The sequence below is a fragment of the Paraclostridium sp. AKS73 genome, from assembly GCF_025671395.1.
GTDB classification, from domain to species: Bacteria; Bacillota; Clostridia; order Peptostreptococcales; family Peptostreptococcaceae; genus Paraclostridium; species Paraclostridium benzoelyticum.
In genome coordinates this window covers 1-14,720 of sequence record NZ_JAIXHU010000008.1, presented here as the reverse complement: position 1 = coordinate 14,720, position 14,720 = coordinate 1, and the positions used below count along the sequence as shown (strand labels likewise).

Here is a 14,720-nt window from a genome sequence, read left to right as displayed (position 1 = left end):
TGAAGAAAGCAACTATTCAACCTACAATGTATTAATAAGTTTTACTTTAAATATTCATCTATAGATTGAGCAACAATTTTAGCAGCTACAACAGCTTCTATAACAGTTTTAGCACCATGAGTAACATCACCACAAGCAAATACTCCATCACGAGTAGTATGTCCACTAGTATCTGTCATAATAAGCCCTCTATTATTAACATCTAAGCCTTTGTTATTAGAAACAATAGTATTTCTAGGAACTTGGCTAACTGCAACTAGTATAGAATCACATTCAAATAATTTTTCGCTACCTTCTACAGTAACTAAAGAAGTTGTACCATCCTCCGCAACTAATTTCTCAGTATCAGCTAAAATTATACCTTCATTAACTATTTTTATAGGCGATTTATAAGTCATGAACTTAACACCTTCTTCAATAGCGTCATTAATTTCAGCCTTAGTTGCTGTCATATTATCAAAGTCACGTCTATATGCTACAAAAACATCTTTTGAACCATAATACTTAGCACTTCTAGCTGCATCCATAGCAACGTTACCAGCACCTATAACTACAACCTTATTTCCTAAGTCATAGTTCTTAGGTGAACGTAGGTAGTCTATAGCATAGTGTACATGACCTAGACTTTCTCCTTTTATATCTAATCTTCTTGGATTCCAAACTCCAGTCCCTATAAATATAGAATCATATCCATCTTCAAGTAATTTATCCAAAGTAAGTATAGGGCCAACTGTAGAATTGATTTTAAATTTAACTCCCATATTTTTTAGTATATTGATTAAATTATCAATAATTTCTCGTGGAAGTCTAAATTCAGGAATTCCGTATCTAAGTATTCCTCCAAGTTGTTCATTTTTTTCAAATACAGTTATATTGTAGCCTTTTTTTGCTAATTCAAATGCAACTGTAAGACCAGCAGGTCCAGATCCAACTATAGCAATATTTTTTCCGTTTTTGCTTATATCAGAAAAATCAGCATCTTTTAAATAGTTTTTAGAGATTTCTTCTTCTATTTTATAAAATTGAATTGGCTCTCCTTTAATTCCTCGTATGCAATTACCAGCACACTGATCTTCGTGAGGGCAAACTATTGCACAAACAGCAGAAAGCGGATTATTATTAAATAGAAGTTCACCAGCTTCTTTTATTTTACCTTCTTTATATAAATTTATTACAGTAGGTATATCTGTACTTATAGGACAAGCACTTTTACATCTAGCATTTTTACAAACTAAGCATCTATTAGCTTCTAAATTTAAATCTAACAAAAAATCACCACCTATATTAATATCTATTATTATACCCCAGAATAAGTACTTATAACATAGGTAAAATGTCGGAAAATGTAAAAATATATAAACAAACACATATATTTGACTAAGAAATGAGCTGAGTATACGTGAATATGATATAAAAATTAGTGATAATAGAAGGAGTGATGGAGTTTATATGGAAATTATAAATATTACAGAAAATCCTTTTGACTTTACTATTGGAATAAAAAATGATAAGTTTAGTAATGCATCTGTTATTTATATGAATATTAAGAAACAGGATATAGATACAATTATAGGGAACTCAATAAAAGTGATTTTTGATAAAGAAAAAATCTGCTTTTTTAGAAAATTCAAAACAAAGGAGGAGTTTCAATGAGTAATTTAAAGATAGTATGTGATAGTTTATCTGACATACCAAAAGAGTTAAGGGAGAGGTACGATATAGAAATGGTTCCTTTGATAGTTAGGTTTGATGATAAAGAATATAGAGATGGCATAGATTTAGGACCTAAAGAATTTTATGATATGCTCAGAGCTGGTAAATTACCTCAAACATCACAAGCTACATATTCACAATTTAAATCTGTATTTGATAAGTTTACAAAAGAAGGTAGAGAAATTTTATATATATCAGGATCATCTAGAGCTACAGGAACATATCAAAGTGCAATAATGGCTAAAAATGATACAGAGGGTAATATATATACTTTTGATACTATGAACTTTTCATATGGATGCGGTATGCAGGTTGTTAAAGCTGCGCAAATGGCTAGAGAAAGTTATACTATAGATAATATTTTAAATCAGCTAGAATATATGAAAGAAAATATGTATGTAGTATTTTCTGTAGATGACTTAAAATATTTACAAGAGGTGGGAGGATATCATCCTCTAAGGCTGTTATAGGGAGTATGTTAGGAATAAAACCTATATTAGAAGTAAAAGATGGGTTAGTAACACCAGTAGCACAAGTAAGAGGTAAAAACATGTTTCTAATGGTAGATTTGGTTAAAGAAAGTTGTGGACAGGATAAAGAAATTGCTATAGGACATGGTGATTGTACTCAGGATATGAATAAATTAAAAGATATTGCGACTATAGAGTTAAATCCTAATGGAATTTCAATAGTAGATGTAGGATCTTGTGTAGGTGCTCATGCAGGTCCAGGGATTTTAAGTATATTTTGTGTTAGATAGGTAAGTGCTATAAATTTAAAAGATAAAAATTAGGCATAGGTCACTGGGCTTATGCTTTTTTTATACTTAATGAAATTTGAGATATGTTAGTTAAACTGGCAATTTGTTAAAAAATTACCATCATATTTGGTGTATTTGTAGTCAGTTGATTGTAATTCGTATACAATTTATGAGGGAGGGGAGAATCATGAAGTTATACGCGCTTTGTTGTGTCACTGTTTTAGGTATATTTATATACGGAGGACAAGGAGAAGAGCCTGTAATGAAAGAAGTTTTTAATGAGATTCAAATAGAACAGTCAGTAAAACTTGACATTGAAGATTTTTATGCATAAAAAAGCACATCATAACATGATGTGCTTTTATAATATGCCGATTAAGCAGCAGTATCTTCGTCATTTCCGTTACCACGGATTATGTCAGCAGTAACTATTTTATAATTTTTAAATATTGTATGACCTATAAATCCACCTAATACACTTACTACTATACATCCAACAGCAGCCATTAAAGCAGGAGTTCCATTTTGTCCAACTGCTACAGCAAAACCAGCTATTGGAGTAGCCATACCTGGAACACTTATTGCAAGAGGTGCAACGTAAGTACTTATTAAAGCAACTACAACACCTGATAATGCTCCACCTATAAAGTTAGTAGTGAATACTGGTATTGGATTTGCAGATATTATATCTGATTGAGTTAATGGTTCTATAGCAACAGCTATAGTATCTTTCTTATCACCAAACTTCATTCTAGAGAAGAACACAAAGTTCATGAAAGAAGAACCAAATACTGCTAATGCACCTATTGCCATTGGAAGGCCAGTTAATCCTATTATAGATGTTAAGGCCATTGATGATAACGGAGCAGTAGCAACAACTGTTATTAATCCTCCAAGTATTATACCCATTAATATTGGAGATACATCAGAAGCAGCTATTAAAGCTTGTCCTATTTGCATTAATGTATCATTACTATAGGATCCATAAACATAGCTATTCCTCTTGCTAATGGAGCAGCAACTAGTATTACAACTATTAAATCAAGTCCAGCAGGAGTTTTTTCTTCTAAGAACTTAACAACAAATGATATTAAGTATCCTGCAACGAATCCTGGAAGTATTCCGAATCCTGAAACTGTTAAACCAACTAAAACTGCATAAACTGGAGATACTCCTAAAGCTAATGGTACTAATATACCAGCAGCAACTCCTCCTAAACTACCGTTTGCAGCTCCAACTTGCTCTAAGAAAGAGATTCCAAACTGTTGTCCAAATAATGAAGCGTGGAATGCTTCAACTAAGAAACTAGCGCAAGCAGCACTTGCTAGTGCACCCATAGCTTTCATACCGTGAGGTGCTTTGTAACTGAATAAAGTGAATAATGCCAGTACAACTAATAATAGTGCCGTACTCGTTATAATTTGCATCATAAAAAGTTTTCCTCCTCGTTGATTAAAATAAATAAATGCTTGTTATTGTTTTCCCGCTTTTTGCGGTTATGATTCAATTATATTATAAAATATTAATTTTGTAAATAGTTTAAATGTAGAAAAATGTAGAAAGAGTTAGAAAATAAAATCAAATTTGAAAAATAATGTTAAAATTGCAACACAATCAGATTGCTGTTTTTGGGTGTTGTCTATACAAAGGAATTAGTGTAAACTAGAATTTAACAATACTTTTAAGGGGGTGGAGGTGAAGAAATGAATGAAATAATAAAAGACATTATAGACTTCGTATCAAAAACTTTTCCTAAGATACATGCTAGTTTATATTTAGAGTCTTTAAAAGAGTATGCCGCAAATATAAATGTAAATAGAACACAATTAAGAGCACTTGTATTCATAAATAATAATGGGGAAATAACAATGACGGACTTATGCGAAAAATTAAATATAGAAAAAGGAAGTCTTACTACTATGGTAGATGACTTAACTAAAAAGGGATATCTGACTAGAACAAGAGATTCAAGAGACAGAAGAAAATATATATTAAATTTAACAACTTCAGGTGAAGAAATAGCTAAAGACTTTTTAGAAGCATTAGGAAATAGATTAGAATCAAGATTCTTAGAATTAAATGAAGAAGATCGTAATAAATTTATGGATTCTATAAAAAACTTAGAAGAAATACTTATAAAAGAAAGCTAGATTATGTGCATAAGCACCCAGTTTAAGAGACAAGTTAACAATAAGTGAAAAAAGTGGCGAAAAAATAGACTAATCATTTGATTAGTCTATTTTTAAATTTAGTTATTAGTTGCTAAATCATTTTTAACTTCCATGTATTTTTCAAGACCTTGCTTTAAAATATTTGCAGCTTTCTTTAAATCTTGTTCATTTAATATATAAGCAAGTCTTATTTCACTTTTGCCTAATCCTTCAGTTCCATAGAATCCTTCAGCAGGGCATGCCATAACAGTTTCTCCGTCTACATCGAACTCGTTTAACATCCATATTACAAAATCTTCTGCATTTTCTATTGGTAATTTAGCAAGTATATAAAATGCACCTGTTGGTTTTTCGCATATTACTCCTTCAACTTTCATTAACTCACTATATAAAACATCTCTTCTTTTTTCATATTCTTCATTAACTTTTTTAAAATAAGTATTAGGAGTTTTGTACAGTTCTATAGATCCTATCTGATCAAGAGTAGATACACATAATCTTCCTTGACATAATTTTAAAACCTGAGCAATGAACTCTTTATTTTTACAAGCTAAAGATCCTATTCTTGCTCCACATGCACTATATCTTTTTGATACGCTGTCAACTATTATTACTCTATCTTTTATTTCTTCAATGTTTCCGAAACTTATATAATCTAATTTATCATAAACAAATTCTCTATAAACTTCATCAGCTATTATCCACAAGTCATTTTCTTTCGCTATGTCAGCTAACATATGAACTTCTTCTTTTGTATATACAGTTCCAGTTGGATTTCCTGGATTTGATATAAGTATAGCTTTAGTATTTTTATCAATCTTAGAACAAATTTCTGATTTGCTTGGAAGATGGAATCCATTTTCTGGATGTGTAGTTATAGGTTTTACAGAAACGTTTACACAAGAGCTGAACCCATTATAGTTTGTATAAAATGGCTCAGGAACTAAAATATTATCCCCAGGATCACAAATAGCCATCATAGAAAATAATAAAGCTTCACTACCACCATTAGTTATAAGTATTTCATCTTTTTCAAAATGCATATCATATGTAGCATAATAATTAATCATTGCATCTATTAGCTCAGGCAAACCTTGAGATACAGCATACTCTAAAACATCACTATTAAAAGTGTTAACAGCATCAAAAAAACCTTTAGGTGTTTTTATATCAGGTTGACCTATGTTTAATGATAAACTTTTATTCCTTTTTCCTTAGCAGCAGTTGCATAAGGAACCAACTTTCTTATAGGTGAAGATTGCATAGAAACAACTCTATTAGAAAAGTACATTTTTAATACCCCCTGTATTATGAAAAATATGTAAAATCCCCTTACAAGAGAATAATATCATAAACGAAGGTAAAAAGCACTCAGTTTTTTCAGATATTATAAGGGTTTTATAAGATTTACAATCTGTGATAAAATATGTAAAATTATAATTATAGATTTACAAAAAATATTATAGCAAAATAGTATTTTGAAAATATTATATTAAGTATATATTTAAAAATTAATTAATTATTAAATACTCTGAATAGAGGTGTTAAATTTGAGTGATTTAAGGGTAGATTTATTTAGTGGAGATATAATTATATTTGCTCCTGATAGGACAGGTAGACCAACTGATATGAAAAAAATTGAAGATGAAAAAGAATTAGCTAATATTTATGAAAAGAAATGCCCTTTTTGTAGAGGTAATGAAGAACTTTCAGCAGGAACGACTTTTCAAATAAATAGTGATTCTGGATGGATATGCAAATCTATTTATAATAAATATCCAATAATAGAAGAAAGGGCAGTAGGAATAAGTGGTATTCATGAGGTTATTATAGATACATACAGACACAATGGTTCTTTTTATAATATGAGTGAAATTGAATTTAGAAATATGTTTATAGCATACCAAAATAGGTATAAAGAGTATGTAGAAAATAAAGACACTATATATATAAGCATATTTAAAAATTTTCTTAAAAAGGCTGGAGCATCTTTAGCACATCCTCATTCGCAAATTATTTCTATGTCATTGATACCTAAGTATATAAAAAATGAAGTAAACATATTAAAAGAGCACTATGAAAGCAAAAAAGAAAGCTTATATGAGAAAGTTATAAATGAAGAGATAACTTTAAATGAAAGAGTTGTGTATAACGGAGAAAAGTTTTTGGTGTTAATTCCATATGCATCAATGTATAACAATGAAGTTAGAATAATATGTAAAGATAGTTCTAAATTTGAGAATTTAAGTGAATTAAACTTAAATGAACTTGCCTATATTTTTAAAAAAGTATTTGGGAAAATATACATTGAATGCGGATATATGCCTTTTAATTTATGTATGCATGCACATCCAAAGGGATTGGAAAATGATGATTTATTTCATTTACATTTTCATGTGATTCCTAGAAAATACAACTTTGGAGGTTTTGAAGTAAGCAATGGAATATACGTATCCTCAACTAAACCTCAAGATTTGCAAAAAAAATACAATTTAAGTAGATACAAAGGAGAAAAATATGAAATTTATATCGTGGAATGTAAACGGACTTAGAGCTTGTGTAACTAAAGGTTTTATGGACTTTTTCAAAGAAATAGATGCAGATATATTTTGTTTGCAAGAAACAAAACTTCAAGAAGGTCAAATTAATTTAGAACTTGAAGGATACTATGATTACTGGAATTATGCTCAAAAGAAAGGTTATTCAGGTACAGCTATATTTTCAAAAAATGAAGCTATAGGTGTTAAGTATGGAATAGGAATAGAAGAACATGATAATGAAGGAAGAGTTATAACCCTAGAATTTGAAGACTTTTATTTTGTAACAGTATATACACCAAACTCGCAACAGGGTTTAAAAAGACTTGATTACAGAATGAAGTGGGAAGATGATTTTAGAGATTATTTAAATAGATTAGATGAGGTAAAACCTGTTATAATGTGTGGAGACTTAAATGTAGCTCATGCAGATATAGATTTAAAAAATCCTAAGACAAATAGAAAAAATGCTGGGTTTACAGACGATGAAAGAAATAAATTTACGGATTTTTTAAATTCAGGATTTATAGATACTTACAGATATTTCAATCCAGACAAAGAAGGCGTATATAGCTGGTGGTCATATAGATTTAATGCTAGAAATAATAATGCTGGGTGGAGAATTGACTATTTCTGTGTATCTGATAAGTTAAAGGAGAGACTTGTATCAGCAGATATTCATACTGAAATACTAGGTTCAGATCATTGTCCAGTTGAATTAGTCATAAAATAAAACATAAAATCATAATACCTTTAATATAATTTAATAAACTGTTAAATAAAGGAGGGTATTATGAATATAGTACAGCTTAAAGAAAAAATAAATAAAGGGATAGCTTTAGGAGCTGAAGTTGTTTATATAAAAGAAGAGAGTCTATTGTTTGGAATAGAGTCTATAGTTAGAAATGAAGATAATGAAAGTATAGTATTTATAAAGTCTAAGGGAGAAAGTTTAAAAAGTGAAGATTTTATAAATATTATAGATGAAGTATACAATCAAGTTGGTAATGTAAATGTATACGTAGGTAAAGAAAGTAAATTTAGAAATGAAGACAAACCAATAGATGTTGTAGAGTTTGCTCAATATGAAAATATAAAAATGTTGTTTTTGAATGCATAAAAAAGATAAGTCCTAAAATTAGGACTTATCTTCTTTTTTTATACTTAAAACCATGTTTTGCTTTTTTCTTACTTGATTTAGGTGAAGCTTTAGGGGTTGGAGCTGGGATATCATCTATTAAAAACTGATTAGTTTTCCCCATCTTATAAGCTAAATCTATAAGTTTCTTATCATCTGAAGTTAAATCTCTTCCTAGTATCTTTTTAAATTCTTCAAATAAAGCAAGGTAGTTAACTTTCTTTTTAACTGATTTAGATCTAGTTCTATTGGATTTAACAGGTGTATATACATAAGTATCTGCAACTATATTTTCATCGTAAATACTTTTTAAAACTAAAGCTGTATAGTAAGCGTCATTTAAAGCATCGTGGTATGCTTTGTCTTGTTCAAGCTGTAAAATTTGTATAGCATTTTGAAGGCCGATACTTTGGCCAGTTGGATTATTAAAGTAAGATGATGCATACTGCTGAACGTTTATATATAACTGGGGCAATCCTTTTGAAGGAAGTGAGTAATAATTTATATTTCTGTATAACTCCTTTAAATCTCCAGAACCCCAAACGCACATTATACTAGACTTGCTAGAAATAAACTTTCTAAATTCCTTATATACGTTTGAAAAAGAAGGTGCATCTTTTACTTTGTCCAATGTTATATGAGTCATTTTTCCAACAAATGGATGGATGGTTTTATATATATTGGGTTTTACAAAACTACTAAATTTGTCGATTATATTAAAATTAGCATCAAGTTTTATAGCTCCTATTTGTATTATTTCAAAAGGGCATTGTTCATTAGAAAATGTTTTGTTATTTTCTTTATCAAATCCCTGATTAAATTCTAAATCGAAAACTATATATTCCATACGAATCTCTCCTAAAAATTTTTGGTTATTAATTTAGTATACCCTATGTAAAAAAAAAATCATACACAGGATTTTTAAGTAAATTTAAAAAATTAAATATATTGCGAACAAAATACAAATATATTATAATAATATAAATTATATTGCGAATTAAAAGTGTTTTATTCTGAAAAACATCATAACTTGCAAATCATAAAATAAAATCAGTGAATTGGGGGATAAAAATGCAATCTTTATTATATGTTATTGAAAAACATAGTCACAATGAAAAAGATTTAAAGGAACTATTGTCTCAACATGAAAATATAAAATTTGTATCTCTGATGGGAGTTGATCTAGGTGGAAATGCTATAGATGAAAAAATACCTATAGAACTTTTTCTAGATGATATTACAGGATTTTTAAATTCAGGGATACAAACTGATGGTTCTAGTGTTGAATTATACAATATAGCAACATTAAACAATGCAAAAGTTGATTTAATGCCAGATAATGATGCTATTTGGTATATAGATTATAATATGGAAAATATGTGTAATAAGTGCAACTTACCGATAGGAACTTTAAAAATACCAGCATTTTTATTACATGAAGGAAAAAGAGTTTGCTCTAGAGGGATTTTAAAAAAGTCAGAAGAATATACAAAAGAAGTTATAATGAACATAATATCACAACAACCACACATGCTTGAAGGTCTAGGAATAAGTAGCATAGATGAAATAGAAAGTATAAATCTAACTGCTGCAACAGAACTAGAATTTTGGGTAAACACACCAGAAGATAAAGCGGATATAGAAGCTCTTCATGTATCTCAAAGTTTAAAAGAACAGTATTGGAAAAGAACAAAAGGAATTATAAGAACTTGTCTAGAAAATAGTCTAATAATACTTCAAAATTTAGGGGTAGAACCAGAAATGGGTCATAAAGAGGTTGGAGGAATAACAAGCTCTATTAGTATAGATGGGAAAACTAACCATGCAATGGAACAATTGGAAATAGACTGGAAATATTCAACACCACTTCAATGTGCAGATAATGAATTATTGGCTAGAGAAGTTATAGAAGACGTTTTTTGTAGGAGTGGTTTAGAAGTAACTTTCAAAGCTAAGCCTTTAGATAGTGTTGCAGGAAGTGGAGAACACACTCACTTTGGAATCAGTGCAAAGCTTAAAAATGGAAAGATAGTCAATTTATTTTCGCCAGAAGATATGAAAAATGATTATACTACAAAGTTTGGATACGGAGCTTTAATGGGAATACTTAGAAACTATGAAGTACTAAACCCATTCGTTACTTCGTCTAATGATGGATTCAATAGACTAGTTCCAGGTTTTGAAGCACCTGTTTGTATAGTTACATCAGTAGGTCACTCTTACGAAGTTCCATCAAGAAATAGATCTATATTAGTTGGACTTATAAGAGATCTTAATAGTCCTTTAGCTACAAGATTTGAGCTTAGATCTCCAAATCCATTATCTAATACTTATTTAGTTATAGCTGGAGCATACCAAACTATAATTCATGGGATAAAGGCTGTTGCTGAGAGTAAATTAGGTACAAAGGAATTAGAGAAGGAACTATCAAAAGATATAGGAGAAAATAGTTTTTATCTAGAAAAAAACAGAGCCTACAGAGACGAAAATGATGTATTTGAAGATTATGAAGAAGAAGAAAGAAATCAAAGATTTTCAACTCCTCCAGCTACTGTATATGAGAATATGAAAAACTTAGAAACTCAAAGCTATAAGTTAGAATCATTAACTCAAGGAAATGTATTTTCAGATAAAATAATAGACTCATTTAAAGTAGGGGCTATAGACAAATGGAAAAAGAGCTTAAAAATAGAATTATACAAGATAATATAGATATAATAAGAAGTTTAAAAAATTACATATAAATGATGATATGGACGTTTTAGATGAAGTGTTGTGGGAAGAGATAAACTATATAAAACATTATTTAATGAAAGATACAATGAATACAAAGTCTTTATTTACAAGAATAAAAGATTCTATAGAAATTAAAGATTATGAAACAGCATCGAATCTTCAAATAGAAATGAAAAAGAAAATGAAAGAAGTTCAACAAAAATATATTCAATATCAAAAAACATATTTTAATAGTTTTTATATTAGATAAAAGAGTATATTAAACCACTTTTATTTAGAATTTAGAAAGGGATTAAGCAAAGCTTAATCCCTTTTGTTATATTGAATGAACTTTTTATCTGAAAAATATATGAACAGATAAACTTACTATTAATAAATAAGCAATTATAGATGAGTAGTGTTTTATTTTTAGTTTATTTAAAAAATTTAACTTTGTGCAAGTCGCCATAAACAATACAAATAATAACATAGAACTACTATCAAATATAGAAAAATTAGTTTTTAATGTATAAACATGAGGGATTAAACAGGCAAGGGATATTATTAGTGAAGGTGTATTTAACTTACTAAGTGTAGGGAGTACTTTATTTATATTTGATTTTAAAGTTTTAGAATTTACTATCAAATATAAATCAGAAAGTATGTATGACGCAGAATATATTATTATAAATATAGCAGATATAATTCCAAATATAACCTCTTGATTTTTAATCATATTATCTTCCCCTTTCTTAATAAATTAATAGGTTTAAACAAATAGTTTATATTATTTTATTAAGATTGATTGTCCATTGTGATTGATATTAAGTTAAATTTTGAATAATTTATATTTAACTTGTCTATATTAAGAAATAGTTATTAAGAAGGAGGAAAAAGTATGATTAAGAGCTTAAAAATATTAATGACTGTAGGTTTAATAACGACTATTAGTACACTTAATATATATGGAGTAGAAAATGAAAATTCATCAAGTGAACAGATTGTAAAAGGTATATACAACTTAAAAATTGAACAAAGGAATATTAATGAGAAAATTACAGGTATAGATAAGTCTATAGAAGAAAAAAAGTTAATTCAAAAAGAATCTAATGAAGTGGAAGTTGTTCAATTAAACTTTGTTGATGATGAAAATAGCTTAAAAGACAATAAAGCTTTATTAAAAAATTCTATAGACTCAGAAATAAAAGATCTAGAGGATTCGAAATTATACTTGAATGATCAAATAAAAAACTTAGAAGATAAAGAAAATAATTTGAAAAACGAAATTAACGGGAAAATAAATTATGGATCTTGGCCTGTTCCAGGATATACAGAGTTGAGTTCGCCTTTTGGGTATAGAATTCATCCTATAAGTAAAGAAAGAAAGCTTCATAAAGGTGTAGATATACCTGCTGATTATGGAACCGAAGTATTAGCCACTGACTATGGAGTTGTAAGTTTTTCAGGTGTTCAAAATGGATATGGAAATGTAGTTGCTATAAAACATTTTGATGGAAAAACTTCTATATATGGACACAATAGTCAAAATATAGTTAAAGAAGGTGATTTAGTATATAAAGGGCAGCCTATAGCTAAGGTAGGATCTACAGGCCGTTCCACAGGCAATCACGTTCACTTTGAAGTAACAATAAATGGAGAACTAAAAAATCCTTTAGATGTAACTTATAAATAAAAATTAAATAATAAAAAAGCTTATATGATAAAAATTAAAAGTTTATTATATAGCTTTTTTATTATTTAATTTAATAAAGAAAGAATTTAATTGAATTTATTTTATTCTCGAAATTGGTATTACCAATTATTAAAAAAAAATTAAATAAAAAAGTTTTGTAAAAAATTGTTTGATTTTTGAAATATAATGAAATATTATTAAGTGATTGACTTTATATTTCAAGAGGACTATAATTATTAATTGCTTGATAAAGAAACAGTTAGAAATCTAATTAATGGAAAGAATGGGGTGAACAGTATGGAAAATACAATGGAGGCAATTGCTACCAACAATCTATTGTTTATATTTTCAGTAGTAGTAGTAACAGGTATAGTATTAGGTAAATTAAGTGAAATACTAAAATTACCCGATGTAATTTTATATTTAATAGCAGGTATTATAATAGGACCAGCTGTTTTAAATATAATAAGTATAGAAGCTTTTCCAATAGAAAATAATCTTATACTGACTTTCGGATCGGCATTTATATTATATGAAGGCGGTAGAGAGATAAATTTAAAGGTTTTAAACAAAGTTAAAATTAGTGTAGGGCTACTAGCAACTTTAGGAGTTGTAATATCTACTGTTGTAGTCGGGTTTGCAACTAGCAAAATTTTCCCAGTATCAATTATGACGGCTTTACTTATAGGTGCAGTTATAGCATCTACAGATCCAGCAGCACTTATACCAGTATTTAAGCAAGTTGCAATAAAAGATAAAATAAAGCAAACAGTAGTAAGTGAATCAGCATTTAATGATGCAGTTGGAGCAATACTAGTAAGTACTTTATTGGCGGTTATAACATCAGGATCATTTTCACTTGGTGAAAGTGCAAAGGAATTATTAATTTCAGTAGTAGTAGGACTAGCGGTTGGAATTGCTATAGGCTTATTATTTTCACTTTTAGTATCAGATAAAAAATGGGGTGTGTTCCACTCATATGCACCAATAATATCTGTTTTAAAAGTTGCATTAGCTTATGAAATAGCTACTAAGTTACATGGAAGTGGATATATGGCTGTATTTATAGCAGGACTTATAGCAGGAAATAGAAAATTATTCGGACTATGGGTACCAGATATTGATTTTCATGCAGAGCATTGTTTCAGAGAGAGTGTAGGAGCTTTATGCAGAATGGCTATATTTATAGTTTTAGGAACTCATGTAGACCTATCTGCACTAGCACAATACTGGTTACCTTCACTATTAGTAGTTTTAGTTCTAATGTTTGTAGCGAGACCATTAGTAGTTTTAATATGTACGTTATTTGATAGACAAGCCAAATGGAAATTTAAGGATAAGTTATTTATGATGTGGGTAAGAGAAACGGGTGTTATACCAGCGGCTTTATCAGGAATAATTGTGTCTATGCAACTTCCAGGTTATCAAATAATTTCATCAGTTGTATTTATGACGATTTTAATAACATTAATAGTACAAGCAAGTACTACAAAGATATTAGCTAAGAAACTAGACTTATTAGAAGATGATAAAAATAAAAATTCAAAAACTGAAAAGTAGCATAAAAAATAAAGGCTATCTAGGTAAAGTAATATGATCCATATAACTTTCATTAGATAGCCTTTATTTTTGTGAATAAAAACTATGGAAAAGGAGGAAAAAAATTAGTTTGATAGAATTTATTTTATATAGAGAGAAATTACAGGAAGATTTGAAATATTCAATGAAATGGAGGTGGATTTATGAAAAAAAGGCTTATAGGAGATGCCTTGGTATATTTTGTTGCTCCGATTGTTCTATTTGCTATATTTAAAGGGGAATCTAAAATATATTCTCTTATGACTACTACTATGATTTTAATTGCATACTCTATGATTATTAAATACAATCAGTTTATGATTAATTTTTCAGGTTTATTTTTTTTCAATTGGATACACCTTTATTTGCAATTCTTTAAAGATAGGACTTAAATTGAAGCCTTATCTATATAATA

12 protein-coding genes and 4 pseudogenes are annotated in these 14,720 nt (G+C 28.8%); 11 read left to right on the top strand and 5 right to left on the bottom strand.

All coding sequences use genetic code 11. From position 1 onward, the window contains the following. Nucleotides 1-41: 41 nt before the first annotated feature. Nucleotides 42-1,268 (bottom strand): NAD(P)-dependent oxidoreductase, encoded by a 1,227-nt coding sequence (locus LEQ07_RS06765; protein ID WP_263330014.1) that lies wholly within the window; start codon nucleotides 1,266-1,268, stop codon nucleotides 42-44. Nucleotides 1,269-1,449: 181 nt separating this feature from the next. Between LEQ07_RS06765 and LEQ07_RS06760 the strand changes: the two genes are divergently transcribed. From LEQ07_RS06760 to LEQ07_RS06745, 3 genes and pseudogenes are all read left to right on the top strand, one after another. Continuing rightward, a complete protein-coding gene (locus LEQ07_RS06760; protein WP_263330013.1) occupies nucleotides 1,450-1,653 on the top strand; it encodes a hypothetical protein in 204 nt (67 codons plus the stop codon). Beyond that, nucleotides 1,650-2,473, top strand: a pseudogene (locus LEQ07_RS22915) (DegV family protein). Before LEQ07_RS06760 ends, LEQ07_RS22915 begins: the two are co-directional and overlap by 4 nt. A gap of 187 nt (nucleotides 2,474-2,660) precedes the next feature. Next, nucleotides 2,661-2,807 carry a hypothetical protein gene (locus LEQ07_RS06745; protein WP_161794367.1) on the top strand — a complete coding sequence of 49 codons (147 nt, stop codon included), beginning with the start codon at nucleotides 2,661-2,663 and terminating at the stop codon, nucleotides 2,805-2,807. A 41-nt stretch (nucleotides 2,808-2,848) separates the two neighbouring features. On the opposite strand, the pseudogene LEQ07_RS06740 reads toward LEQ07_RS06745, so the two are convergent. Then, nucleotides 2,849-3,810 (bottom strand): annotated as a pseudogene (locus tag LEQ07_RS06740) (PTS sugar transporter subunit IIC). A gap of 366 nt (nucleotides 3,811-4,176) precedes the next feature. On the opposite strand from LEQ07_RS06740, the gene LEQ07_RS06735 reads away from it, so the two are divergent. Beyond that, on the top strand, nucleotides 4,177-4,623 hold the full coding sequence (locus LEQ07_RS06735) for a MarR family winged helix-turn-helix transcriptional regulator (RefSeq protein WP_046821826.1): 447 nt from the start codon (nucleotides 4,177-4,179) through the stop codon (nucleotides 4,621-4,623). Nucleotides 4,624-4,721: 98 nt separating this feature from the next. Here the strand turns inward: LEQ07_RS06735 and LEQ07_RS06730 are convergent. Continuing rightward, nucleotides 4,722-5,935, bottom strand: a pseudogene (locus tag LEQ07_RS06730) (pyridoxal phosphate-dependent aminotransferase). Nucleotides 5,936-6,194: 259 nt separating this feature from the next. Here LEQ07_RS06730 and LEQ07_RS06725 point away from each other — a divergent pair. Genes LEQ07_RS06725 through LEQ07_RS06715 form a run of 3 tightly spaced genes read left to right on the top strand, consistent with a single transcriptional unit; the run spans nucleotide 6,195 to nucleotide 8,301 of the window. Next, nucleotides 6,195-7,196, top strand: a complete 1,002-nt coding sequence (locus LEQ07_RS06725) for a galactose-1-phosphate uridylyltransferase (RefSeq protein ID WP_263330008.1) — start codon at nucleotides 6,195-6,197, stop codon at nucleotides 7,194-7,196. Next, complete coding sequence (locus LEQ07_RS06720; protein WP_046822336.1) at nucleotides 7,162-7,914, top strand: exodeoxyribonuclease III; 753 nt, start codon at nucleotides 7,162-7,164, stop codon at nucleotides 7,912-7,914. The genes LEQ07_RS06725 and LEQ07_RS06720 overlap by 35 nt, the downstream gene beginning before the upstream one ends. Nucleotides 7,915-7,974: 60 nt before the next feature. Next, complete coding sequence (locus LEQ07_RS06715; protein ID WP_046822337.1) at nucleotides 7,975-8,301, top strand: hypothetical protein; 327 nt, start codon at nucleotides 7,975-7,977, stop codon at nucleotides 8,299-8,301. A gap of 25 nt (nucleotides 8,302-8,326) precedes the next feature. Here LEQ07_RS06715 and LEQ07_RS06710 read toward each other — a convergent pair whose 3' ends face one another. Next, a complete protein-coding gene (locus LEQ07_RS06710; protein WP_064503603.1) occupies nucleotides 8,327-9,166 on the bottom strand; it encodes a 3'-5' exonuclease in 840 nt (279 codons plus the stop codon). Nucleotides 9,167-9,390: 224 nt separating this feature from the next. On the opposite strand from LEQ07_RS06710, the pseudogene LEQ07_RS06705 reads away from it, so the two are divergent. After that, a pseudogene (locus LEQ07_RS06705) lies at nucleotides 9,391-11,305 on the top strand (glutamine synthetase). Nucleotides 11,306-11,389: 84 nt separating this feature from the next. Here LEQ07_RS06705 and LEQ07_RS06700 read toward each other — a convergent pair. Beyond that, on the bottom strand, nucleotides 11,390-11,770 hold the full coding sequence (locus LEQ07_RS06700) for a hypothetical protein (protein ID WP_046822339.1): 381 nt from the start codon (nucleotides 11,768-11,770) through the stop codon (nucleotides 11,390-11,392). A gap of 162 nt (nucleotides 11,771-11,932) precedes the next feature. Here LEQ07_RS06700 and LEQ07_RS06695 point away from each other — a divergent pair, with 162 nt between their 5' ends. From LEQ07_RS06695 to LEQ07_RS06685, 3 genes are all read left to right on the top strand, one after another. Continuing rightward, complete coding sequence (locus LEQ07_RS06695) at nucleotides 11,933-12,727, top strand: peptidoglycan DD-metalloendopeptidase family protein (RefSeq protein WP_052951983.1); 795 nt, start codon at nucleotides 11,933-11,935, stop codon at nucleotides 12,725-12,727. A 297-nt stretch (nucleotides 12,728-13,024) separates the two neighbouring features. Next, nucleotides 13,025-14,287 (top strand): cation:proton antiporter, encoded by a 1,263-nt coding sequence (locus LEQ07_RS06690; RefSeq protein ID WP_263330005.1) that lies wholly within the window; start codon nucleotides 13,025-13,027, stop codon nucleotides 14,285-14,287. A 182-nt stretch (nucleotides 14,288-14,469) separates the two neighbouring features. Continuing rightward, nucleotides 14,470-14,697 carry a hypothetical protein gene (locus LEQ07_RS06685; RefSeq protein ID WP_263330003.1) on the top strand — a complete coding sequence of 76 codons (228 nt, stop codon included), beginning with the start codon at nucleotides 14,470-14,472 and terminating at the stop codon, nucleotides 14,695-14,697. The last annotated feature ends 23 nt before the right edge of the window (nucleotides 14,698-14,720 follow it).

Excerpts from the sequence above, each read along its gene's own strand:
- LEQ07_RS06760 (WP_263330013.1), top strand. The coding sequence starts at position 1,450 with ATGGAAATTATAAATATTACAGAAAATCCTTTTGACTTTACTATTGGA.
- LEQ07_RS06745 (WP_161794367.1), top strand. The coding sequence starts at position 2,661 with ATGAAGTTATACGCGCTTTGTTGTGTCACTGTTTTAGGTATATTTATA.
- LEQ07_RS06735 (WP_046821826.1), top strand. The coding sequence starts at position 4,177 with ATGAATGAAATAATAAAAGACATTATAGACTTCGTATCAAAAACTTTT.
- LEQ07_RS06720 (WP_046822336.1), top strand. The coding sequence starts at position 7,162 with ATGAAATTTATATCGTGGAATGTAAACGGACTTAGAGCTTGTGTAACT.
- LEQ07_RS06715 (WP_046822337.1), top strand. The coding sequence starts at position 7,975 with ATGAATATAGTACAGCTTAAAGAAAAAATAAATAAAGGGATAGCTTTA.
- LEQ07_RS06710 (WP_064503603.1), bottom strand. The coding sequence starts at position 9,166 with ATGGAATATATAGTTTTCGATTTAGAATTTAATCAGGGATTTGATAAA.
- LEQ07_RS06700 (WP_046822339.1), bottom strand. The coding sequence starts at position 11,770 with ATGATTAAAAATCAAGAGGTTATATTTGGAATTATATCTGCTATATTT.
- LEQ07_RS06695 (WP_052951983.1), top strand. The coding sequence starts at position 11,933 with ATGATTAAGAGCTTAAAAATATTAATGACTGTAGGTTTAATAACGACT.
- LEQ07_RS06690 (WP_263330005.1), top strand. The coding sequence starts at position 13,025 with ATGGAAAATACAATGGAGGCAATTGCTACCAACAATCTATTGTTTATA.
- LEQ07_RS06685 (WP_263330003.1), top strand. The coding sequence starts at position 14,470 with ATGAAAAAAAGGCTTATAGGAGATGCCTTGGTATATTTTGTTGCTCCG.